General features: G+C 55.7%; 18 protein-coding genes and 1 tRNA gene. 10 read left to right on the forward strand and 9 right to left on the reverse strand.

The window, feature by feature from the left end:
- Nucleotides 1-35 precede the first annotated feature (35 nt).
- Both E5201_RS07070 and clpX read right to left on the reverse strand, forming a co-directional pair.
- Nucleotides 36-1178 carry an acyltransferase family protein gene (locus E5201_RS07070; protein WP_140985364.1) on the reverse strand — a complete coding sequence of 381 codons (1143 nt, stop codon included), beginning with the start codon at nt 1176-1178 and terminating at the stop codon, nt 36-38.
- 139 nt (nt 1179-1317) lie between these two features.
- Complete coding sequence (gene clpX, locus E5201_RS07075) at nt 1318-2580, reverse strand: ATP-dependent Clp protease ATP-binding subunit ClpX (protein ID WP_140985365.1); 1263 nt, start codon at nt 2578-2580, stop codon at nt 1318-1320.
- A gap of 294 nt (nt 2581-2874) precedes the next feature.
- Between clpX and E5201_RS07080 the strand changes: the two genes are divergently transcribed.
- Nucleotides 2875-3492 carry an HAD-IB family phosphatase gene (locus E5201_RS07080; RefSeq protein ID WP_140985366.1) on the forward strand — a complete coding sequence of 206 codons (618 nt, stop codon included), beginning with the start codon at nt 2875-2877 and terminating at the stop codon, nt 3490-3492.
- Here the strand turns inward: E5201_RS07080 and E5201_RS07085 are convergent.
- Together E5201_RS07085 and tig are read right to left on the reverse strand one after the other, a co-directional pair.
- Entirely contained in the window at nt 3489-4115 is a 627-nt protein-coding gene (locus E5201_RS07085; protein WP_140985367.1) for an ATP-dependent Clp protease proteolytic subunit, read from the reverse strand. The two genes, E5201_RS07080 and E5201_RS07085, sit on opposite strands and share 4 nt — an antisense overlap.
- 264 nt (nt 4116-4379) lie before the next feature.
- Nucleotides 4380-5720 (reverse strand): trigger factor, encoded by a 1341-nt coding sequence (gene tig / locus E5201_RS07090; protein WP_140985368.1) that lies wholly within the window; start codon nt 5718-5720, stop codon nt 4380-4382.
- 252 nt (nt 5721-5972) lie between these two features.
- Between tig and E5201_RS07095 the strand changes: the two genes are divergently transcribed.
- The 3 genes from E5201_RS07095 (at nt 5973) to E5201_RS07105 (ending at nt 7931) form a co-directional block, all read left to right on the forward strand.
- Entirely contained in the window at nt 5973-6671 is a 699-nt protein-coding gene (locus tag E5201_RS07095; RefSeq protein WP_181404562.1) for a class I SAM-dependent methyltransferase, read from the forward strand.
- Nucleotides 6672-6958: 287 nt separating this feature from the next.
- Complete coding sequence (locus E5201_RS07100; protein ID WP_140985370.1) at nt 6959-7270, forward strand: hypothetical protein; 312 nt, start codon at nt 6959-6961, stop codon at nt 7268-7270.
- Between the two features lie 202 nt (nt 7271-7472).
- The gene (locus E5201_RS07105; protein ID WP_140985371.1) at nt 7473-7931 is read left to right on the forward strand and encodes a hypothetical protein; all 459 of its coding nucleotides are present in this window, start codon (nt 7473-7475) and stop codon (nt 7929-7931) included.
- On the opposite strand, the gene E5201_RS07110 is transcribed toward E5201_RS07105, so the two are convergent.
- Both E5201_RS07110 and E5201_RS07115 read right to left on the reverse strand, forming a co-directional pair.
- On the reverse strand, nt 7903-8823 hold the full coding sequence (locus E5201_RS07110; RefSeq protein WP_140985372.1) for an L-threonylcarbamoyladenylate synthase: 921 nt from the start codon (nt 8821-8823) through the stop codon (nt 7903-7905). The genes E5201_RS07105 and E5201_RS07110 overlap by 29 nt on opposite strands.
- A gap of 37 nt (nt 8824-8860) precedes the next feature.
- Nucleotides 8861-10159: a YceI family protein gene (locus E5201_RS07115; RefSeq protein ID WP_140985373.1), complete on the reverse strand. Its 1299-nt coding sequence runs from the start codon at nt 10157-10159 to the stop codon at nt 8861-8863.
- A 212-nt stretch (nt 10160-10371) separates the two neighbouring features.
- Here E5201_RS07115 and E5201_RS07120 point away from each other — a divergent pair, with 212 nt between their 5' ends.
- The gene (locus E5201_RS07120) at nt 10372-12132 is read left to right on the forward strand and encodes an acyl-CoA dehydrogenase family protein (protein ID WP_140985374.1); all 1761 of its coding nucleotides are present in this window, start codon (nt 10372-10374) and stop codon (nt 12130-12132) included.
- A gap of 1 nt (nt 12133) precedes the next feature.
- Here E5201_RS07120 and E5201_RS07125 read toward each other — a convergent pair whose 3' ends face one another.
- Nucleotides 12134-13021, reverse strand: coding sequence for a S1 family peptidase (locus tag E5201_RS07125; protein ID WP_140985375.1), 888 nt, complete (start codon nt 13019-13021; stop codon nt 12134-12136).
- A gap of 165 nt (nt 13022-13186) precedes the next feature.
- Here E5201_RS07125 and E5201_RS07130 point away from each other — a divergent pair, with 165 nt between their 5' ends.
- From E5201_RS07130 to E5201_RS07140, 3 genes are all read left to right on the forward strand, one after another.
- Nucleotides 13187-15436 (forward strand): S9 family peptidase, encoded by a 2250-nt coding sequence (locus E5201_RS07130; protein WP_140985376.1) that lies wholly within the window; start codon nt 13187-13189, stop codon nt 15434-15436.
- Complete coding sequence (locus tag E5201_RS07135) at nt 15433-15969, forward strand: GNAT family N-acetyltransferase (RefSeq protein ID WP_140985377.1); 537 nt, start codon at nt 15433-15435, stop codon at nt 15967-15969. The genes E5201_RS07130 and E5201_RS07135 overlap by 4 nt, the downstream gene beginning before the upstream one ends.
- A 77-nt stretch (nt 15970-16046) precedes the next feature.
- On the forward strand, nt 16047-16526 hold the full coding sequence (locus E5201_RS07140; RefSeq protein ID WP_140985378.1) for a CAP family protein: 480 nt from the start codon (nt 16047-16049) through the stop codon (nt 16524-16526).
- Between the two features lie 66 nt (nt 16527-16592).
- Here E5201_RS07140 and galA read toward each other — a convergent pair whose 3' ends face one another.
- Nucleotides 16593-19508 carry a beta-galactosidase GalA gene (gene galA / locus E5201_RS07145; protein WP_140985379.1) on the reverse strand — a complete coding sequence of 972 codons (2916 nt, stop codon included), beginning with the start codon at nt 19506-19508 and terminating at the stop codon, nt 16593-16595.
- Between the two features lie 867 nt (nt 19509-20375).
- A tRNA-Gln gene (locus E5201_RS07160) sits at nt 20376-20449 on the reverse strand.
- A gap of 124 nt (nt 20450-20573) precedes the next feature.
- On the opposite strand from E5201_RS07160, the gene E5201_RS07165 reads away from it, so the two are divergent.
- Both E5201_RS07165 and trhO read left to right on the forward strand, forming a co-directional pair.
- Entirely contained in the window at nt 20574-21059 is a 486-nt protein-coding gene (locus E5201_RS07165; RefSeq protein WP_246050462.1) for an MEKHLA domain-containing protein, read from the forward strand.
- Between the two features lie 40 nt (nt 21060-21099).
- A complete protein-coding gene (gene trhO, locus E5201_RS07170) occupies nt 21100-21996 on the forward strand; it encodes an oxygen-dependent tRNA uridine(34) hydroxylase TrhO (RefSeq protein WP_140985381.1) in 897 nt (298 codons plus the stop codon).
- Nucleotides 21997-22025 lie beyond the last annotated feature (29 nt).

Here is a 22025-nt window from a genome sequence, read left to right on the forward strand (position 1 = left end):
ATACGCCAACACCAGAACAAATCAAGAACAATTTATCAGATTTGCTTTGGCCTTGCGCCATTGAACATCAGGCTCAAGGCCACGCTTTTGTGGATTACCCAAGCAATGCCCAATGACACTACTAAGCCCACGACATTCATAATCACAAATTCAACCAGCGGATTCCACGGCACGAAGATAAAGCCGTATCCCATGGCCTCAAGTACCGGCTGGTGGAACAGGTAGATGGAAAATGAGAAATAGACCATCCACTCCGTCAGGCGACTATGACCGTTCATGTGTCGCGATAACAATACGAACAGGCACTGACTGACATAAAGCCCCGTCAAGGCCCCCGACAAGGTCTTGGTCAGCTTCTGGAAGGTCGTCAGATCATCCGTACCGCCCCAGAACATGATAAACACCGCCAGCGATATACTGGCAATGATCAGCGACGGCAGACTGAAGTTCAGGAAGGCGGTAAACAGCCTGCGTTCATAGCACAGCGCCACCCCCAGCAGGAAATAGGGCAGATAGGTTGCCGTCATCGGGAGATTGATGATGGTTGAAAAGAACGTCAGGTCATGCCCGATAACCGCAGGCACGGCCTTAACCCCTATCGCCCAGACAACCGCGATCCCGGTCAAGGCCGCCACAGCATACCAGCGATGGCACAACTTCAAAAGCGCCGTCACCCGATCCGCATGACGGACAAACACAGGCTTCCAGATCAGGGCAATCAGAGCCGACATAATCAACAGGCTGGGCAGGAACCAAAGATGCCGCACCCAGTGCTGGCCGGAGGTAGTCATTAACGTCCACCAGTCGCCCCAGTTGCCCGACATTCCCGCATAATGCCCCGAGATCAGGCTCAGATACATCTGGAACGGGTTGATCACTATGGTCGCGCAAATGAACGGCACACCCAGCCGGAAAAACCGCGACTTCAGCCACGCCGCCGGTGCCTTGCGCATCAGGATCAGGGCCGAGAAGAAACCCGCAATAATAAAGAAGGCCGGCATACGAAACGCATTAATCACCGCCGCCATCAGACTGATGACTTCAAACGACACCGGCGCATAAGGCCCGCGTCCGGCATTGACCAGACAGATCATGGCCGCGTGATAGGGAATCCCCAGCAGCATGAACAAGGCCCTGCCGGAATCCATGAAATGCACACGCGCCTTAGACTGATCCATATCCGCACTGTCCCGTTTTTCGCCAATCAGGCGTATCAGACATCGTGTCTGCAACAAACACACCAGACATAAAAAAGACGGCTGTGGCAGCCACAGCCGTCTTTAATATCGTATCGCCAAACCGGGCCTGAGGCCCTGCCTAGGCCGCGCCGCCACCGCTACGCTTTTCGGCGTAGATCAGAAGCGGTTGCGCCCGCTCTTCGACGACTTCACCATTGATGACGACTTCTTCCACGCCCTGCATAGTCGGCAGTTCGTACATGGTATCGAGCAAAATCGCCTCAAGGATAGATCGCAGACCCCGCGCACCGGTTTTACGGACAATAGCTTTCTTGGCGATGGCATAGAGCGCTTCTTCGGTGAAGGTCAGCGTCACATTTTCCATCTCGAACAGCCGTTGATACTGCTTTACCAGAGCATTCTTAGGCTCGGACAGGATCTTGACGAGCGTATGTTCATCAAGGTCTTCAAGCGTCGCCAGAACCGGCAGACGACCAATAAATTCTGGAATCAGACCAAACTTCATCAGGTCATCAGGCTCGACCTGATGCAGCACTTCGCCCAGACGACGCTCTTCGGGATCTTTCACCGTCGCGCCAAAGCCGATGGATGTGCCCTTACCGCGGCCTGAAATGATTTTCTCAAGGCCCGCAAAGGCCCCGCCACAGATGAACAGGATATTGGTCGTGTCCACTTGCAGGAACTCCTGCTGCGGATGCTTGCGGCCACCTTGCGGCGGTACAGAAGCAACCGTGCCTTCCATGATCTTCAGAAGCGCCTGCTGCACGCCTTCGCCCGACACGTCGCGGGTGATCGACGGGTTATCGGACTTGCGCGAAATCTTGTCCACTTCGTCGATATAGACAATGCCGCGCTGAGCGCGTTCGACATTGTAGTCGGCGGCCTGAAGCAGTTTCAGAATGATGTTTTCAACGTCCTCACCGACATAACCGGCTTCGGTTAATGTCGTGGCATCAGCCATGGTGAACGGCACATCAATGATGCGCGCCAGAGTCTGCGCCAGAAGCGTCTTACCCGAACCCGTCGGCCCGATCAGCATGATGTTGGACTTCGCCAGTTCAACATCATTGCCCTTTGCGGCATGGTTCAGGCGCTTATAGTGGTTATGCACCGCGACCGACAGAACCTTTTTGGCCTGATTTTGCCCGATGACATAATCATCCAGCACTTCGCGGATTTCCTTAGGCGTCGGCACACCGTCCTTGGATTTAACGAAGGCGATCTTGTGCTCTTCGCGGATGATGTCCATGCACAGTTCCACGCATTCATCACAGATGAATACGGTCGGCCCCGCAATCAGTTTACGCACCTCATGCTGGCTCTTTCCGCAGAACGAGCAGTAAAGGGTGCTTTTGCTATCGCCACTGGCGGCTTTGGTCATTCTCGCTTCTCACCTAATCGCGTCGCTTTAATCCCCTTACGGACGAAAACCGAACGCTTCAAACCGATACTAGGCACCTTTGCGCCTTAAGAAAAGGCTATTTTGGAACCAAATCGGGACTATTATTCCTGCATACGGGCATCTATGCACAGATTACACCACGCCTCAACCGTCTGTGCCATTAAGGCTGACCGATCGGTGCAAAAGCGCTTTGGAAACCGCCCTTAAGTCTATATGGGTCATTTCCGGCAAAATTAAAGCCACCCGTTTAACCGACCGAAGCCCCAAAAGCCCATGCGTTCCGATTTGTCCTCCGCGCCCGTTTCCCTTCATGCCTTCGATTTCGATGGCACCCTGACCTATAAGGACAGCTTTACGGCCTATCTGGTCTGGGAGAAAGGCTATGCAGCGCTGGCGTTAGCATTCCTGCGTCACCCCTATATGCTGACGGATTACCTGAAAACAAAAGATCGCGGCGCACTGAAATCGCACCTGCTGTTTCATCTGATGGGGCCGATTGAGCGCAAAGAACTTGAGGCCCGTTTCGACGCCTTTGTCACCGCCACCGGCCATGACCTGTTTCGTCCCGACGCGATGGACAAATGGCAATCACTTGCAGACAGCAAGCGCGTTATTGTCACCGCCTCTCCCGCCCTGCTGGTCGGCAAATTCGGGCACTTGATCGGCGCTGACCTGACTATCGGCACTGAGCTTGGCTTTGACGCGGACGATCGCCTGACCCTCGACCTAGCCTCACCCAATTGCCGCGGCGCAGAAAAGGTCACCCGCCTGAAAGCCACCTTTGGCGATGAGGTCGTGATTCAAAGCGCCTTCGGAGACACATCGGGCGACTTTGAGATGCTCAAAGCCGCCCGTGAAGGTCACTATCGTGTATTTAAGGCGAAGCCTTAAGCGCCGACCAGATCGGCACGCTTTTCGTAAACGTGGTCAATCAGGCCGAATTCCTTGGCTTCGGCCGCCGTCATATAGCGGTCACGATCAAGGGTCTTTTCAATAGTCTCATAGGACTGACCGGTGTGCTTGACGTAGATTTCGTTAAGTAGTTTCTTGGTCTTACGGATGTCTTCGGCCTGAATTTCGATATCAGACGCCATGCCGCGCGCGCCACCCGAAGGCTGGTGCACCATGATCTTTGAATTGGGCAGAGAGATACGCTGACCGGCCTCACCGGCCTGAAGGATCAGCGAACCTGCCGATGCCGCCATGCCCATACAAACCGTTGTCACCGGCGACTTGATATATTGCATGGTGTCATAGATTGCCAGCGCCGAGGTCACCTGACCGCCGGGGCTATTGATATACATCGAGATTTCCTTTTTCGGGTTTTCCGATTCAAGAAACAGAAGCTGGGCGCAGATTGACGTGGCCATGCCATCCTCAAACGGGCCGGTCAGGAAGATGATACGTTCCTTGAGCATCCGCGAATAGATGTCGTAGGCCCGCTCACCGCGGCTCGATTGCTCGATGACCGTCGGGATAAGGTAGCTGGTCAGATTTTCGACTGGATCGCGCATGAAAGTTCCTAAAAAAATATTCGTTATGAGACAGTCCTGACACAGAATCTTTAAGCCAAGGTGTAAGGGCATCCCGTCTTGTTCAACTTGGCAATTCGGCTGCGTCTTTTCAAGAGACTTTCTGTCGTTCCCCCAGCTTTAACAGCCCCTATAAGCCATACACGAAAAAGCGCAGGGAACGTGGCTCCCTGCGCTTTACGTTTTTCAGATTAACACCGGCCCGACAAATAGCGCCCTATAATGGGTGCAGGGACCGCGTCCCTGCTAGTCTTCGTCGTCAGCCAGAAGTTCTTCCTTGGAGATCGGCTCGTCTTCGATCTTCGCCAGAGTGAAGATGTGGTCAACGACCTTCTCTTCATAGATCGGCGCACGAATCTGGGCGGCTGCCGCAGGGTTCGAACGATAGAAGTCAAATACCTGACGTTCCTGACCGGGAAAGTTGCGGGCTTCCTGAGCAATGGCCTGAGCCACTTCCTGCTCGGAGACCTGTACATTGGCGCGGGTACCGATTTCAGCCAGAACCAGACCGAGGCGCACGCGACGCTCGGCGATCTTGCGGTACTCAGCCTTCAGTTCGTCTTCCGACTTAGCGGCATCTTCTTCGGACAGCTGGCCTTGGGCCTTGTCCTGCTCAACCTGCTGCCAGATGCCGTTAAACTCGGCCTCAAGCATACGCGCAGGCAGCTCGAAAGAGTGCTTTTCATCAAGAATATCAAGCAGTTTGCGCTTCAGTTTGAAACGCGCAGCCGTCGTATACTGCTGCTCAAGCTGGCCTTTCAGCAGACCCTTGAGGGCGTCAAGGCCTTCAAGACCGAGGCCCTTGGCCCACTCGTCGTCGGCCACTGCGTCCTTGGGTGCCGAGATTTCATGCACGGTGATGTCAAAGGTCGCGGCCTTACCAGCCAGATTGGCGGCACCGTAATCTTCGGGGAAGTTCACTTCGATAGTGCGCTCTTCGCCCTTTTTGGCGCCGATCAGTTGCTCTTCAAAGCCCGGAATGAACTGCTTGGAACCGATAACCAGTTCCGCACCTTCTGCCGCGCCGCCGTCAAAGGCTACGCCATCGATCTTGCCGAGGAAGTCGATCTTCAGCTTGTCGCCGTCAGCCGCCTTGGGGGCCTTGCCACCCTTGACGTCATATTGCTTGGTTTGCTTGAGGATGTTCTCAAGCTGCTCGTTCACTTCTTCTTCGGTCGGCTCATAGACCGGACGCTTCAGCTCAAGGGTCGCCACATCGACAGGCTCGAACGAAGGCATTTGCTCGACGGCCAGTTCATAGGCCAGATCGGCATCACCCTTGATAACCGCTTCGATGTCACCGACAGGCTTGATTTCAGGCTGACCGGCGGGGCGGATGCTGTGCTGATCAAGCGTCGCCTGCGACGTCTCGTTCAGTTGCTCCTGCAACACTTCGCTCATCAGTTCCTTGCCGTAGAGCTTACGAACGTGACCTGCAGGCACCTTGCCCGGACGGAAGCCCTTGATATTCATCTTGGGCGCCATGTCTTTAATCTTGGCGTCCAGTTTGGAAGCCAGCACGTCTTTCGCGACGGTTACCTCGAAAACGCGGCTTAAGCCTTCACTTGATTTTTCAACGACCTGCATAGACCATATTACCTTTGCGAACCCTGCCTTCAGGCCGTAGACCCGATCATCCGTCCGCTGTTAATGACAAGAAAAGCCGCGCCTGTGTACAGGGCGGGTTCCGAAAAGAAGCGCACTTATGGCATGATCGGGGCCAAGGTCAACGGCAAAAACGGCACAGGCGGGATTTCAAACCTATTCAGTCATTGGCAATTTCCCGCTTTATGCCTGCCAACTTGCCCACGGGAACGGAATCATCACACTGCTTTTGCCATGTGCGCCGCCTCGACAGACATAAAGCACCGCTATTATCAGGATCGCCGCCTTGATCGCGGCGCTGCGCATCTTTCGGCGCGGCAACGGCTCGGCATGCGTGAAGTCGACACCTTCCTACGTCTGGCGCGTCTGGCCGGTTACGTGGAGGCTCTGTCACCGTCAGAGGCAACACCGCTTTTGCTCGATGCCGGATGTGGCGATAAATATATAGAAGCGGCGGTTCGCGCTCAGGGCTTTGACTATCTGGGGCTGGACATAGATGAGGTTGATTTTGAACGCCAATCCCTGCCGCTGGAGACGGCTCAGGCAGACATCTATGTTTCGCTTGCGGTTATTGAACACCTTTCTGATGCCACACTCTATTTGCAGGAAGCCTTAAGGGTGCTCAGACCGGGCGGCGTGATCATTCTGTCCACGCCTAATTTCCAGATGGATTTCCGTAACTTCTATAACGACCCTACACACGTCAGACCCTACACCCCGCAATCCCTTGAAAAAGTTCTTGCCCTGACCGGCTTTGAACAGGTTTCCATCTTTCCGGGATTACGCTGCAAGCCCGACTGGTACTACACCGGCAAAAGCCGCTTCTGGAAAGCGCGCTGGCTGTTGCCGTTTCGCGGCGATAATCCTTACGCGCCATCCTGGCTGAAAGGCCGCGCGACATCTCTTTTTGCCATTGCCCGAAAACCGGCCTGAGGGCTTTCCATGCGCATTTTCCATATTTCCAACTCATTCCTGAAAATCGAAAGCCCCGAAACGCGCTTGATCTGCACCCGTGGGCGGGCCCGACCAGTGGCGGTGGCTGGCACAGCTTCCCGGAATACGCTCCTCAGGACCTTAAAACCTATGTCGCTGATTGTGATGCCGTTTACATTTCTCACCTGCATAGTGACCATTTTGATCCGGCCCTGCTTCAATCCACAAACCTGACGGAAAAAGTTTTTATAATTAAATATTTTGCGAACCAGACCTTACGTCGTCGTTTGGAAAGACTGGGGGTTTCGCAGATTATCGAATGTCAGCCATTCGAGATCATCACCTATCAGGATATGCGACTGGCGATCGTCCCGCAGATGACCAGCAATTCTGCCGGTCTGGAAGACCAGATTGATTATGACCTTGATACGTCCATAATGGTTCACGCAGGTGGAAAGACGCTATTTAATCAGGTCGATAATCCGCTTTCGTTAGATAATTATGCCCACATCAAAGACTTTATCAGCACGCATTTCGGCGCACTTGACATTGCCTGCCTGGCGGATGGGGCCGCCAGCGCCTATCCGCAAACTTTGTAGGCATAGACCGCGATGCCGAGGCCCGACGCATTATTGACCTCAGCCTGACGCGGTTCTCGCGCATCATTAATATATTGAAACCCGAACATTTCTTTCCGGCGGGCGGCAGCTACATTGTGCCCGGACGTTATGGCGATCCGATCTGACAGACCTGAGCCGTTTTGCGGCCTTAAGTCCCCTGCGACAGAGCAAACCGGAATCCGTGGCAGCCCACCGATCTGATCCCTACCCGTTCGATAATCTGGACGACAGCGCCATTGATGACACCATGCTTTTGGATTTATTCCAGTCAGCCTATGAGGCCTATGGCCACAAGATGGCGCATGATGGCGTTACAATCGGCCAAAGGGTGGGGTTTGATGTCTATGACCGCTTGTGCTTTGATGCGCATAACAAGATCACCAGCCCGCGTCGCGCCCGCTATGAGCTAAGCCAGCATGGCCCCAAAGACCACCATCAGACCTTTCACCTTGATCGTCGGCTGTTTATCAGTTGCCTGACGCGACGGATGAGCTGGAACGAGGGCGTGCCCCTGTGCCTTTATGACCGCCAACCCAACATATTCATGCCAACCGTAGACTTCAGTCTGAACTATCTGGTGGCCCCAACTGAAAAGCTTATTGACCTGAATCTCAGCCAACAAAGCCCGCCGCCCGCTTAAGCCGGTCATTGATCGCCTCGCCTAACCCGTCTTCGGGCACCGGCGCAACACAGATCCGCGCCGGCTTCTTCGCATCGGCTTCGCGCAGAGCGCTGAACAAACGTGCGGCCGCTTCGCGCAGGTCACGGGCCTCACTAAGCTGAACTACCACCCCGTCAAAATCCGTCGGCCCGAAAGCCATATAAACGCAATCCACAGGCGGCTCAGTCACATTGATTACCACCGGCGCATCGGGTGCATAATGGCGCGTCAGACGCCCCGGCGACCGATGCCCCTCAGACGCATCATCCGCCAGCCCATCAATGACGGATTCGATATCTGACCGCGTGATAAGCCCTGCTCTTAGATAACGCGCCTCGCCCATAAGGCTGACTACCGTTGATTCCAACCCCATCTGACAGTCACCGCCATCAACAGAAGCCGCCACAAAGGCCCCCGTCTCCTCAACCGCATCCTTAAACCGCGTCGGGCTGGGCCGACCGGAACGGTTGGCCGAAGGCGCAACCACGCCCCCACCGAACGCCCTTAATATCTCTTGCGCCACCGGATGCGCCGGAACACGCACCGCCACGCTATCAAGGCCCGCCCGTGCCAGATCACAAACCTGACCGGTGTCCTTTACCGGCATTACCAGCGTCAAAGGCCCCGGCCAGAAGGCTTCGGCCAGTTTCTGAGCACGCGCATCAAACACCGCGATCGTTTCGGCCTGAGCCACATCCGCGACATGCACGATCAGGGGGTTGAAACGCGGTCTGCCCTTGGCCTCAAAGACTTTGGCGACCGCCTGCGGATCATCGGCGCGCGCCCCCAGCCCATATACCGTCTCGGTCGGCAGGTGGATAAGTTCGCCCCGTTCAAGGGCCAGCACAGCTTGGGCAACAGTCGCATTCATGGGCGCGGCCTTAGCACAGGCTGCGCAACCTCACAAATTACTTAGTGTCAGCTTTCAGCTTGATATCCAGCGTCACATCCGCCGGAATGGCACTTGTTGAAGCCCACTCCCCACTGCCGACCCCAAAGGCCAGACGATCCAGCGTAGCCGTTGCCGCGACATTCGCCGTCTTATCGCTGATATCCAGTGTAAACGGCAGATCGAAATCACGCGTCTGGCCGTGCAGAGTCAACTTGCCTCTGGCGATATATTTATTGCCACCGGATGCGGTGAAGCGTCTGGCTTCAAACACCGCCTGAGGATGGTTCGTCACATCAAAGAATGACGATGATTTCAGCGTGCTGTCACGATCCGCATCGCTGGTGCTGACGGACGTCAGATCAATAGTCACCTTCACCGATGACCTATCCAGTTGCTGCGGATCAAAAACGATGCGCGCCTGATAGGCGCTAAAGCCGCCATTGACGGAAGCCCCCTGAAAACTGGTTTTAAAGCGGATGTGCGACGCGGCCTTATCCACAGACCACACAGGCACTTCAACCCGCGCCTCTGAAGCTGTGGATGACGCCACCTCCTCCTCAGTGGACACACTAACCGACGACACCGCCGAAACCGCCTCCGCTTCACCTTCGGACGACGCCTGCCCCGGGGCGTCAGTGATCTCTGAAACAGCCGGTTCAACTGGTGACGATGGCGCGCCGTGCAACAGGCCAAAGGCCGCCGCAAACGCCCCGACCACAATAACCAGAGGCACGATCCAGCGCCAGTTCAGTAACGACGCCACAATCGAAGGCTTAGGTTCCAACCCTGGCAACATGCGGGTGATCGCCTCATCCTTGTGGATGAAATGGTGCATAAGCGCCGCCCCGACATGCAGGGGTATCAACAGATATATCAACAGCTTTGCCAGCAAACCATGCAGATTGGCAAACCGGTCATGGCTGACTTCGGAGACATCGACCGGCAAATGCGGCCAGGGAATAACCCCAAACAACTCCGTAGGAATCTTAAGCGTGCTGGCTGACACCACCGCCCACCCGCTTATGGGCAGACCGATCATCAGCACATAAAACCCGATATGAACGGCTTTAGCCGCTCCCGTCTGCCATTTTGGGCCGGGCAACTCCGGCGGGGCCTTATAGGCCTCCCGCAATCCGATGCGCAAAACCGTTAAAAACAGGATCAGAATCCCTACGGACTTATGCAACTGAAAACGCGCAAAACGCCCGCTGTCGTCGCTGTCAAACGACCAGCCGAGAAAGACCATGTAAAACAGCAAGGCCGCCATAATCCAATGCAGATAACGGCTGAAACGGTGATAGGTCACAGGTTGCATGGAACGGGACTCGCTCGGTGATTTCTCATTAAACCTGAGTATGCTCACGCTTAGTCAGGATTGCAATCCTGATATGTAATTTAATTGGTTACATATATATTCTTTTTATATAAGCCCTTGTGACGTAAGGGAACTTCACGCAGACTTGAGTCCCCAAAGCCGCCATATTGCGCCATCACTATAGCCAGAGCCGTTATAATTCAGGAATCAGTATGACCTTTCGCGCCCCGCTCAAAGACATCAGCTTCACCCTTGAGGCGGTCACGGATATCGGACGCCTTTATGGACAAGGCCCTTTTGCTGAATTTGATGCCGATCTGTCAGAAGCGGTGCTCGATGCCGCCGCCGATTTGTCTCAGGACATATTGTCCCCCCTCAACCGGTCAGGCGATCTTCAGGGTTCGCGCCTCGAAGACAATAAGGTGATCATCGCTGATGGATTTGCTGAAGCCATAGCCGCCTTCGCCGAAGGCGGCTGGAACAGCCTGTCATCTGACACAGCTCAAGGCGGTCAGGGCCTGCCCAAGACCCTTGAGATTGCCTGTTACGAGCTGTTCAATGCTGCCAACATGGCCTTCAGCCTGTGCCCAACCCTTTCACAGGGGGCCGCCGAAGCCCTTCACATCCACGGCGACGACCTGCAAAAGGCGCTCTACCTCCCCTTCCTCAGTTCAGGGGACTGGAGCGCGACCATGAACCTGACCGAGCCGCAGGCCGGTTCTGATCTGGGGCTTCTGACCACTCAGGCGACGCCCAATACTGACGGCACCTATAGCCTGAGCGGACAAAAGATATTTATCACCTGGGGCGACCATGAAGCGCGGGACAACATCATCCATCTGGTACTGGCGCGCCTGCCCGATGCCCCCGAAGGCACACGGGGCATATCGCTGTTTCTCTGCCCGAAATATCTGGTCAATGCGGACGGTAGTCTCGGTGCCCGAAACACCGTCACGTGCGTTGGCCTTGAGCACAAGCTGGGCATCCACGCTTCGCCCACCTGCGTTATGGCTTTTGAAGGCGCTCAGGCCGAATTGATCGGTCAGCCGCACCAGGGACTGGCCGCCATGTTCACCATGATGAACGCCGCCCGTCTGATGGTCGGCGTACAGGGCGTAGGCATTGCCGAACGTGCGTTTCAGCAGGCCCTGACCTATGCTCAGGAACGCCGTCAGGGCACCTCGCCCCTCACAGGCGAACGTAAGGCCCCGATCATCGACCATCCCGATGTGCGCCTGATGCTGGCCCTGTCAAAAGCGAAGATCGAAGCCGCCCGCGCCCTGTGCCTTGAGACCGCTTTCCACATCGACGCCCAGCAGATTGAAGACGACCCGGATAAAAAAGCCCGCCTGAAACGGCGTGAGGACTTCCTTGTGCCCATAGCCAAGGCCTGGTCGACCGATATCGGTGTCGAAGTCGCCTCACTTGGCCTTCAGGTGCATGGCGGTATGGGCTTTATTGAGGAAACCGGCGCGGCTCAGTATTACCGTGATGCGCGCATTGCCCCGATATATGAAGGCACCAACGGCATTCAGGCCGCTGATCTGACCGGTCGCAAGCTGGGTAATGACGCCACCGCTGCGCTTGAACTGGCCGCAGACATTGAGGCTTTTTTGCGTGACACAGCCATACCTGATGATCTGGCCCCTGCTATTACGACTTTGAAAGCGGCCATGGCCAGTTTCGAAGCCGCCAGCCTGTGGCTAATCGAGCGAAAAACCGAGGCTCCCGCCGATGTCGCCGCCGGTGCCAGCGCCTATCTGACGCTCACCGGAGATATGTTAGGGGGCTATTTCCTTCTCAAGGGATCTTTGGCCGCACATCAGCGCCTGAGTGACGGTGACAGCGACACGGACTGGCTGAACAGCAAAATTGCCCTGCTGAAGGTCTATACAGCACACATCCTGTCTGCCGCACCGTCTCGCCTCATGGCCATTCAAATGGGTGCGCCCCCCCTTACGGGCTTTGCCTGATCTATTCTACCTCCACCGGTGCCGGATCGGTAATCAGCGCCGGCGGCGGGCCAACCGGCTCGACATCTTTTATCGCCCCGGTGCTTTCAGGTGTGCGAATAGGTGCCGGTGCGGCCGGACTGGCCCTGACGACCAGCGGCGCTCTGGCGCGCGTGTTCTGCATCAAAGTAATGGTATGACGCACAAAGACGGCGTGGGTCACAAGCCCAAGCTCAAGCCGCTGATTATCCAGTTCAACCTGTTTGGTCAGTATGCCCGAAATAAAGGTCATGGAGGGCACTTCCGTGTCCGGTGCGCGACTAAGTTTATCGGTCATAAATACCGGCCCGCCGGAATTACCGGGAATAGCCGTCAAGTCGATAAGAAAGGTCGGATAGACATCCAGCGGCCCCAGTGGATAGGACGACACCCGCCCCGCCCGCAATATCGGAAAACCAACCTTATTGGCCGATAAGCCATGCGGATAGCCAAGCGTCATCATTTCATCGCCCGGCTTGATATTATACTGTCCGAATGTGTTTTCGTCCGCCAGCCAGTCCATGGGAATGGCTGCATCTTCATATTCAGGCGGCACTTCAATGGGAATAACGGCCACATCCTGCTCAGGGTTCTGATACCACAACGGCCCCTTGGTGTTCCTTATAGGGATACGGGTCGGCGCATATTGCCAGCCGCCATTGTCACCCTGAATGCGCCAGCCGATACGCACCTCGGCACCGGGCATTTTCTCGAACACGTGGGCAGCCGTAACCAGTACAATTTCCGGCGTGCCATCGCGTTTGGGGATTGAAACCAGAAAGCCGGTGCCGACCATGCGGCGGCCTTCGGCAATGGGCTGATCGATCTGCACAGTGGCTTCGATCAGGGTCAGTGTCAAATCGGCATCCATAAACGCACCCTACTGCCTAAATACGGCAAAAGCTTAGCTTGATACCGCAAATAATAGCCATATCTAAAACACAGACAGGGTTCACATCCGATTGACGCCCCAAAGCAAATCGTATCACAGTCCTGTCAAAGCTCTGTCTAAGTCTCGGCCAAAGGTGACCTGCCTATGCCTGCCCAACCCGATCGTCGGCGTCTTGTCCTCAGCGGTCTTTCTGCCGCCGTATGGCTCACCTCAGGCACCTCAGCCCTGCGCGCCCAGCCCATCTTATCTCCGGAAAGTTTAATGTCGAAAACCCCTGCCCCAAAGCCCGCCAAGATCCCCGTCACCACCGAGCAACTGGGCGTTAGCCGCACCGACGACTATCAATGGATGAAGGACGACAACTGGCAGGCGGTGCTGCGCGACCCCGCACTCATCAAGGCGGATGTCAAATCGCACCTGACGCTGGAAAACAGCTATACCAAGGCCCTGCTTGAACCGACCGAAGCGCTGCAAAAAACCATCTTCGAGGAAATAAAGGCCCGCGTAAAGGAAGACGATTCCTCCGTTCCTGCCCCTGACGGGCCGTGGGAATATTACAGTCGTTACGCCATAGGGGCCCAGCACCCGATTCACGCCCGCAAGCCCCGCACCAAGACGCATATCAGCCGTGAAACCGTGCCGTTCGCCTCCGTGCCTGCCGATGAACAGATACTGCTCGACGAAGACGCCGCCGCCAAGGCGCATGACTATTACCAGACCGGCGCCTCAAGCCACAGCCCCGACCACAAACTCTATGCCTGGGCTGAAGACACACAAGGCTCTGAGGTCTATCGCATCTTCATCAAGGATATCTCTACCGGACAACTGATCGGCACACCGGTCGAAAGCACGGCAGGCTCATTTGTCTTTTCACCTGACTCGCAATGGATTTTCTGGGTCTATCGCGATGACAATGGCCGTCCGTCCAAAATTTTCCGCCGCGCCGTCACCGGCTCCGAAGACACGCTCGTCTTTGAGGAAAAAGATCCCGGCTTCTTCGCATCGGTCGGCCTCACTTCGTCTGACGCCTATATTGTGGTCTCCAGCGGCAACCATGAAACCTCCGAAGTGCGCCTTACCCCCTCTGACGCCCTGACATCCGCTCCCTTTGTCGTACAACCGCGCCAAGAAGGCCTGCAATACAGCCTCGATCACTGGGGCCACCGCTTTGTCATCCTGACCAATGCCGATGAGGCGATTGATTTCAAGCTGATGACCTCAGATGCGGCCATTCCGTCGCGCGACACCTGGCAAACCCTGACGCCCCACCGTCCGGGCATCTATATTACCGGCGTCAGCCTGTATAAGAACCATCTGGTGCGTTCTGAGCGTGAAAACGCCAATTCGCGCCTCGTGGTCGTGCGCAAATCCGACCTCAGCGAACACAACATAGAGGTCAGCGAAGAAGCCTATGCCCTCGGCGAAGGCGGCTCGCTTGAGTTTGACACCACCGTCATCCGCTATGTCTATACCTCACCAACCACCCCGTCCCAGACCTTCGATTACGATGTAGAAACCCGCGAAAAAGTGTTGCGCAAAACACAGGTTATCCCATCAGGTCATGATGCCTCAGCCTATGTCGCCAAACGTCTCTATGCCAAAGCCTCAGACGGCGAAGACGTGCCGATCACGGTACTGATGAAGCGTGACACGCCGCTTGATGGTTCCGCGCCGCTGCTGCTTTATGGCTATGGCTCTTATGGCATCACCATAGACCCAACCTTCTCGGTGCGCTCCTTAAGCCTTGTCAATCGCGGCTGGATCTACGCCATTGCCCATATTCGCGGCGGGGCCGAAAAAGGCTATGGCTGGTTCCTTGATGGTCGAAAATTCAATAAAACCAATACCTTTACCGACTTTATTGCCTGTGCAGAGCATCTGACTGCCAATGGCTACGGCTCAAAAGGCCGCATTGTCGGCTATGGCGGTTCGGCGGGCGGCATGCTGATCGGGGCCGTGGCCAATATGCGCCCTGACCTGTGGGGCGGCCTGATCGGGGCGGTGCCGTTTGTCGATGTCCTAAACACCATGAGCGACACCACCTTACCCCTGACACCGCCGGAATGGCCGGAATGGGGCAATCCGCTCGAGGACAAGGCCGCCTATGACTATATCGCGTCCTATAGCCCCTATGACAATATTACCGCTCAGGCCTATCCGCCAATTCTGGCCACAGGCGGCTTAAGTGACCCACGCGTCACCTATTGGGAACCGATGAAGTGGATTGCCAAACTGCGCGACTACTCGACCTCAGGCGCACCGCAATTGCTGAAGATCAATATGGAAGCCGGTCACGGCGGGGCCTCAGGGCGCTTCGATTACCTCAAAGAAGTAGCGTTTGATTACGCCTTCGCCATATGGGCGCTCGAAAAGGGCTGGGAAAACCCATCATGACCCTAACTATTCGCAAAGTTCAGGTCACAGACTTTCAGTCCGTTTCAGATATCTATGGTGATGCGGTGCTAAACACCACCGCCACCTACGAAACCGTGCCACCGACGCCTCAGATGATGATGTCGCAATGGTATGAATTGCGGGCAAAAAACCTGCCCTATCTGGTGGCCGTCGAAGATAAACGGGTGATTGGCTTCACCTATGCCGGCCCGTTCCGCCTGCGTCCGGCCTTTCGCTACGGGGTCGAAAACGCCCTCTATGTCCACCCCGATCATAAGGGTAAGGGCGCAGGCCGCGCCCTGCTTGAGGCTCTGATTACCGCCTGCACGGATCAGGGCTTTTACAATCTCTATGCGGTTATTGGCGACCGCGATAATGTCGCCTCTTTGAACCTGCATAAGTCTCAGGGCTTCACTGAGACCGGCAGCCTGCCCGCCGCTGGCTATAAACAGGATCGCTGGCTGGATATTGTCTTTCTCACCAAAGCCTTACGCCCTCACGACACGGCCCCCGAAGGTAATGGGTGGGGCTGAGGCGCCCCCCCTGTTCGGGGGATGGCCCAGTCTATGATCTCCGATAAGGTCATCCGGTTACATCATCGGAGATCATAGTGAAATTCACCCTCATCATTGCCCTGCTGGCTTGCGCCTTCCCCGCCAGCGCCACAGACCTTACCGATCAGATGCTTTCAGTGCACAATACTGAACGACAGCTGGTCGGTGCGCCCCCTCTCAAATGGAATGCGCAACTCGCTCAGGATGCTCAGGTCTGGGCCAATCATCTGGCAAGCCACGGCCTGTTCCAGCATTCAACCAGCGCTGATGGCGAAAACCTCTGGATGGGGACTGCAGGGGCTTATAGCTATAGACAGATGGCCCAACTCTGGGCCGACGAAAAAGCCAAATTCAGGTACGCCGCCTTTCCGGACATAAGCACAGATGGCAACTGGGCCAATGTCGGCCACTATACCCAGATGATCTGGTCAACCACGACCGAACTCGGCTGCGCCAAAGCCACCGGCAAAACGCAGGACATTCTCGTTTGTCGCTATCGACGCCCAGGCAATGTGTATGGCCAGAAACCGTACTAGGCATGGGTATGAAAGCGGCCTGGGCCTGCATCAGCTACGCGCAAGCCGCCCACCTGTAAGGCCTGCCTATCCCACCCGGAAGGTCGCAACGCTGGCCTTTAGAGTCTGTCCTGACGCTTTGACCGTGGCCGTGCCGGACGTGCCGGTCGATTGGACAATGATCTGCGCCCAGCCATTAAACGCCTGTCTCTGCCATGGGGCAGCGGGTTGCGTCACACGCATTACACCCCATCTGGTGCCGCCGACTGAGCGATCCATCATGCCCGGTATGCCCCCTTCGGGGGTTGACAGGACATAGGTCAGAGTGTTGACCGCTTTTAGGTGCCCCCTCTCCAGTTCAATCCACAGCGCGCCATCCGCCGATTTGGCGGTTACCCGTTCGCCATTAACGTAGACTTTTTGATCGGGCTGAAGCAGATCAATATACAGGGCGATCTTATCTTCCGGCCCTGTCACCGGACGATCAAAGCGCCCTTGCAGAACCACGCCTTTTGTTAATGCGGGTTGTTGTTCGGGGGGCAACCATTTCATGGGGTCGCGCCAGTCTGAAGTATCGACTGACCCGCCAACCCATTCCGGTCGCCCTTCAATCGTATCCACAGCCAGTGACCGCCATGAACCTACATTATGATAGGTATGACGCTCTGCCGGACAATCGGCTTCGTGTGATCCGGGATTACCATTGCCCATCCCCAGAATGCGGATAGGCCCCGTGGCGTCAAACTGGATCATATCCGAGGCCGTCGGGACAATCTGACCAGCCTTATCCGTCACATTGACCCAGATGACAGCAATATCATCGCCATCGGCTTTCAGAGCAGTCTTATCGGGGGTCAGCCTGATCTGAGCCGCACTGCCGGTCGTGGCGACCTCGGCGCGTGCAACCGCCTTGCCGCCCGTATAGGCGCGCGCCTTCAGCTTTCCGGGCACATAAGGTACCTCCCACTTGAGATGCGAGGCGGCAACTATCGTCTTGCGACCCAATGAGCGGCCATTGAGAAACAGTTCCACTGCCTCGGCATTGGAATAGACACGTACATCCATCGCCTCGCCTTCTCGCCCCGCCCAGTTCCAGTGCGGCAGGATGTGAACCATAGGCTCAGGCCGCCACACAGATTTCAGGTAGTAGGCCGTGTCCTTAAGCACGCCGGTCGTATCGATCATACCGAACTGGGACGAAATGGCGGGCCAGCCAAAGGGCGTGGTTTCACCGCGGTAGTCAAAGCCCGTCCAGATGAACATGCCCGACATCCAGGGACGTTCAATAACCCGCCGCCAGCCTTCTTCGATGCTCAGGGAATTGCCCGGACGCCCCTGACGGTCATAGGCGTTAAGGTGCGAATTGGATCGATCATCAAAATAGATGCCGCGCGTGGTCAGGGTCGACCCCTCCTCCGACATCATGGCCGGTTTGTCAGGGTGAGCGCGGTGGAAGGCGTCCACATCGTGTTGCGCGCCATAGTTGAAGCCGATGACGTCCGCCCCCAGTGACACGCCCCTGCCCGAAGAACTGGTCGCCACAGTTGTGCGTCGCGTCGGATCAAGCCGTTTAACATAGGCCTGCATTTCGACTGCCAGATGTGTGCCCAATGGATTGTTCTCAAGCGCCCATTCTTCGTTACCCACTGACCAGATAATAACGCTGGGGTGATTGCGATCCCGGCGAACAAGGCGTTCAAGCTGCCCCTTTATTTCCGGACTTGTTCCCATCATGCGATGCTCGTTGACCACAAGCATGCCCAGTTGATCCGCCGCCGCCAGAAGTTCAGGCGTCGGCGGATGATGCGCGGTTCGGTAGGCGTTGACACCAAAGGATTTGAGTTGGTTGAGGCGCCAGGTCTGCAGACCATCGGGCAAGGCCACGCCAACGCCCGCGTGATCCTGATGGTTATTGGTTCCCTGTAGCTTGAGGTTCTTGCCATTCAGGAAAAAGCCCTTTTCCGGATCAAAAACAATCGTCCGAATACCGAAGCGCGTATTATAGGCATCAACGACGGCACCGCCTTTGATCAGGGTCGTGCGCAGGTGATAGAGATTGGGCGCCTCAAGCGACCATAAGGCCGCATCGGCAATGGCAAGTTTTGCGGTAAACTGACCAGAGCTATGGGCCTCAACCGTCAGACCATGCGCTTCACCCTCAGCCACCTTTCGTCCGTCAGGACCATAGGCTTCATGACGCAGAATAAAAGTTTCACTTGTCTCAGCAGAATTATCAACCGTCACGTCAATATCCAGATCGGCTTGCGTCGCCGTCACGGTTGATTTGACGAAGGTCCCCCACTGAGCCACATGCAACGGTGCGGTTTTGGTCAGCCAGACATGGCGATATATACCGGCCCCCTCGTAGAACCACCCTTCTTCAACCGTGGCATCAACCCGCACCGCGATCAGGTTTTGGCCATCGAAATTGACATAATCGGTGATGTCATAGCGAAAACCCGAATAACCGCTGGGTTCGGTGCCCATATAATGACCGTTTACCCAGACAACGCTGTTACGGTACACACCATCGAATTCGAGGGAAATTCGCCGCCCCTTGTCACTGGCGGTCAACGCAAAAGTCTTGCGATACCAGCCCACACTGTTTTCGGGGAAGTTTCGCCCGATTGCCTTGGAACCATGGTTCGTATTCGCTCGCGCATCGAAGGGCAGTTCGACCGCCCAGTCATGCGGTACATTAACCTGACGCCAGGCGGCATGGCTGAATTCGCTACTGGCGGGGCCGTCACCATATCCGGCCTTGGCAAAAAAGAACGGGCGCAGACCATGCCCGAAATCCTTGTCGGCATCGGTTGCATGCCCAAGAGCAAAATACCAGTCCTTATCCAGACGCTGGCGTGAACGTATCGCCGGATCTATACCGTCGTCAAATCCCGTTGCCAGAAGTGGTGCGTGAGATTGCGCGGCCCACCCGGCCCCCGCGATGCTGGCCGACAGCGCTAAACTGGCGCCGCCAGCGAGTAAAAGCTGACGTCTGTTCATAGTTTCCCTGTCCTCATTTTTATGGCTGCGATTTTTATGAATGATCACCCCATAAAACCTATCCATGGTCTGGGGCCTGATCGCCGCGTACAGCCTCAAGGCATTAAATACATCAAATTTAATTAATCAAGACATAGAGTCTGAGTTCAAGCGCCACCGGCCTATGAATTCATGTCTGACGGATTAGCAAACCGTGGACGCTTTCTTGCCTGTTCAAACGGGCTTCAAATCAGAGGATTGCGATACCTGCCTAACGAAAGCCCGCTGGAATGCAGGACGCATCTGGCCGCGAACAATGTAATCTGACAGATTGGGAAAATTATCCGCTAGTCCCAAGTCTTTCCACCGTCGAAGATTATCAATGCTCGCGCCGACAACATGTCCGGCATCTACGCCGCCGGTGACCTCGCCAATCCGGGTATACCCTCCGTCACCACAACCATGTGGCAAGGCGCAATGGCGGGTATCTTTGCTCAACAGTCGATGCTGGTTTGAAAGCAACCGGCAACAGCACGACAGCTTACTTAAGCTAAACTAAAAACGAGGGCGTTACCTTGGACAAGTGAGGCGCGCTTCCAGCGAGCGCCTCCTCCGGTCACCCCAATCAGACGGCTTCCCAAACCCGATTAAGGATCTGCACGGCGAGCGCTGCCTTGTCCTGGGGTAAGAACCGACCGGAATGCTGGGCCACCATCACTGGCGTATCTTGGATCGCGTAGCTCGCTTGCTCGTACTAACCCGCCTGTTTCAAGATGTGAGTTGCCAGCACATCTCGGACATTATGGGGACCGTGCGTCAAGAGACCTTTAACCGCGCGACTAACATGCGGGATTCTTTGAATTCACTGATGATGCAGGAAAAAGAAAGTGGCTGGGGAACTAGGACTCGAACCTAGAATGACGGTACCAAAAACCGGAGTGTTACCATTACACCATTCCCCAGCAGGAATGTCCTTACCGATCTCGTAGTGCATATCAGCGAAGGAGGCGCTTCACTACCCCAAGCTTTTGTGACATGCAATCCCCCTGAAAAAATTTTCCCCAACCTTTTGAGACTTTATCGCCAGTGACAGCGCATCCCTATCATTTAAAACCGGTTCAAACCTATAACCGTCTGATGTCAGATAGCTTTCACCGACTGAATGCGCGCGCCATATTAGCCGATGCCACCACCGACACATTAACGGACGCGCAACTGGCCGAAGCGCTATTCTATGCCCCTGAGGCCATTGTGTCTCACGGCACAGAACCAGACCCCGTATTTCGTTACGCCAATGCAAGAGCCCTTGAACTGTGGGGCATGGACTGGGATAGTTTCACCCGCCTGCCCTCGCGCCTGTCTGCGGAAACAGACCCATCAATTCAGTCTGACCGTAAAGCGCTGCTGGCCTCTGCGCTCGAAAAAGGCGCTATCAACGATTACAGTGGCATCCGCATATCGGCGACCGGCAAACGCTTCCGCATCAGGGACACTGTGCTGTGGAACGTGAGCGCACCTGATGGCACCCTGCACGGGCAGGCTGCGTTAATAGGTCGCTGGGACCCCCTCTAGGGCTTTTCCATAGCGCCGCTTTGTGATACGCGCACGCCCTATGTCACACACAGAATCCGACAAACCCTTCGTCATCGCCGCCTACTACCATTTCTTCGATTTCAAAAACTTCGAAGCGATGCAGGCCCCGCTGCTTGAGCGTCTGCAATCCCTGTCCATCAAGGGATCGCTGCTGATCACGCGCGAAGGGGTCAATTCGACCATAGCCGGTACGCGCGAAGCCATCAACAGCTTCCTGACCTACCTTCAGGACGAACTGATCGGTGAGAAGATCGAGTGGAAGGAATCCTACGCGGATTACCAGCCCTTCGGTAAGGCCCGTGTGCGACTCAAAAAAGAAACCATTTCGCTGGGCGAACCGGTAAGCCTCGAAAAACGCGGTCAGTATGTCGATCCAAAGGACTGGAACGATCTGATCCGCCGCAATGACGTGGTGATTGTCGATACGCGCAATGATTATGAGGTCAATCTCGGCACCTTCAAAAACGCCCTTGACCCGCAAATTCCGACTTTCAAATTCCTGCCTGAATGGACGCGCCAGAACGCTGACCAACTTAAGGGCAAGAAGATTGCCACCTTCTGCACCGGCGGCATCCGCTGTGAGAAATATACCGCCTGGATGCTCGATAACGGCTTTGAGGACGTTTACCACCTCAAAGGCGGCATCCTGCAATATTTCGAAGAAGTGCCCGCCGAAGAGTCTCTCTGGGAAGGCGAATGTTTCGTCTTTGATGAACGCATTGCCGTGGATCACAACCTGAAACCTTCGGATAATGCCGCGCTGTGCCTCTATTGTGACCACGCCCTGACCGCAGAAGATCAGGCAAGCCCGCTCTACGTCAAGGGCGTCTCCTGCCCTCATTGCCACGGCGACCCCAGATATCAGCACGACCGGCCGCCAACCGATAAACCGGCCAGAGGCCGCATAAGGTTCTGACCCGCCCCCTCAGGCCTGTGGGTAATTAT

The organism is Asticcacaulis tiandongensis (assembly GCF_006475605.1).
GTDB classification, from domain to species: Bacteria; Pseudomonadota; Alphaproteobacteria; order Caulobacterales; family Caulobacteraceae; genus Asticcacaulis; species Asticcacaulis tiandongensis.

Bases quoted from the DNA above. Each gene is read 5' to 3' on its own strand.
- E5201_RS07070 (WP_140985364.1), bottom strand. From the start codon at position 1,178: ATGGATCAGTCTAAGGCGCGTGTGCATTTCATGGATTCCGGCAGGGCC.
- clpX (WP_140985365.1), bottom strand. From the start codon at position 2,580: ATGACCAAAGCCGCCAGTGGCGATAGCAAAAGCACCCTTTACTGCTCG.
- E5201_RS07080 (WP_140985366.1), top strand. From the start codon at position 2,875: ATGCGTTCCGATTTGTCCTCCGCGCCCGTTTCCCTTCATGCCTTCGAT.
- E5201_RS07085 (WP_140985367.1), bottom strand. From the start codon at position 4,115: ATGCGCGATCCAGTCGAAAATCTGACCAGCTACCTTATCCCGACGGTC.
- tig (WP_140985368.1), bottom strand. From the start codon at position 5,720: ATGCAGGTCGTTGAAAAATCAAGTGAAGGCTTAAGCCGCGTTTTCGAG.
- E5201_RS07095 (WP_181404562.1), top strand. From the start codon at position 5,973: ATGTGCGCCGCCTCGACAGACATAAAGCACCGCTATTATCAGGATCGC.
- E5201_RS07110 (WP_140985372.1), bottom strand. From the start codon at position 8,823: ATGAATGCGACTGTTGCCCAAGCTGTGCTGGCCCTTGAACGGGGCGAA.
- E5201_RS07115 (WP_140985373.1), bottom strand. From the start codon at position 10,159: ATGCAACCTGTGACCTATCACCGTTTCAGCCGTTATCTGCATTGGATT.
- E5201_RS07120 (WP_140985374.1), top strand. From the start codon at position 10,372: ATGACCTTTCGCGCCCCGCTCAAAGACATCAGCTTCACCCTTGAGGCG.
- E5201_RS07125 (WP_140985375.1), bottom strand. From the start codon at position 13,021: ATGGATGCCGATTTGACACTGACCCTGATCGAAGCCACTGTGCAGATC.
- E5201_RS07130 (WP_140985376.1), top strand. From the start codon at position 13,187: ATGCCTGCCCAACCCGATCGTCGGCGTCTTGTCCTCAGCGGTCTTTCT.
- E5201_RS07135 (WP_140985377.1), top strand. From the start codon at position 15,433: ATGACCCTAACTATTCGCAAAGTTCAGGTCACAGACTTTCAGTCCGTT.
- galA (WP_140985379.1), bottom strand. From the start codon at position 19,508: ATGAACAGACGTCAGCTTTTACTCGCTGGCGGCGCCAGTTTAGCGCTG.
- trhO (WP_140985381.1), top strand. From the start codon at position 21,100: ATGTCACACACAGAATCCGACAAACCCTTCGTCATCGCCGCCTACTAC.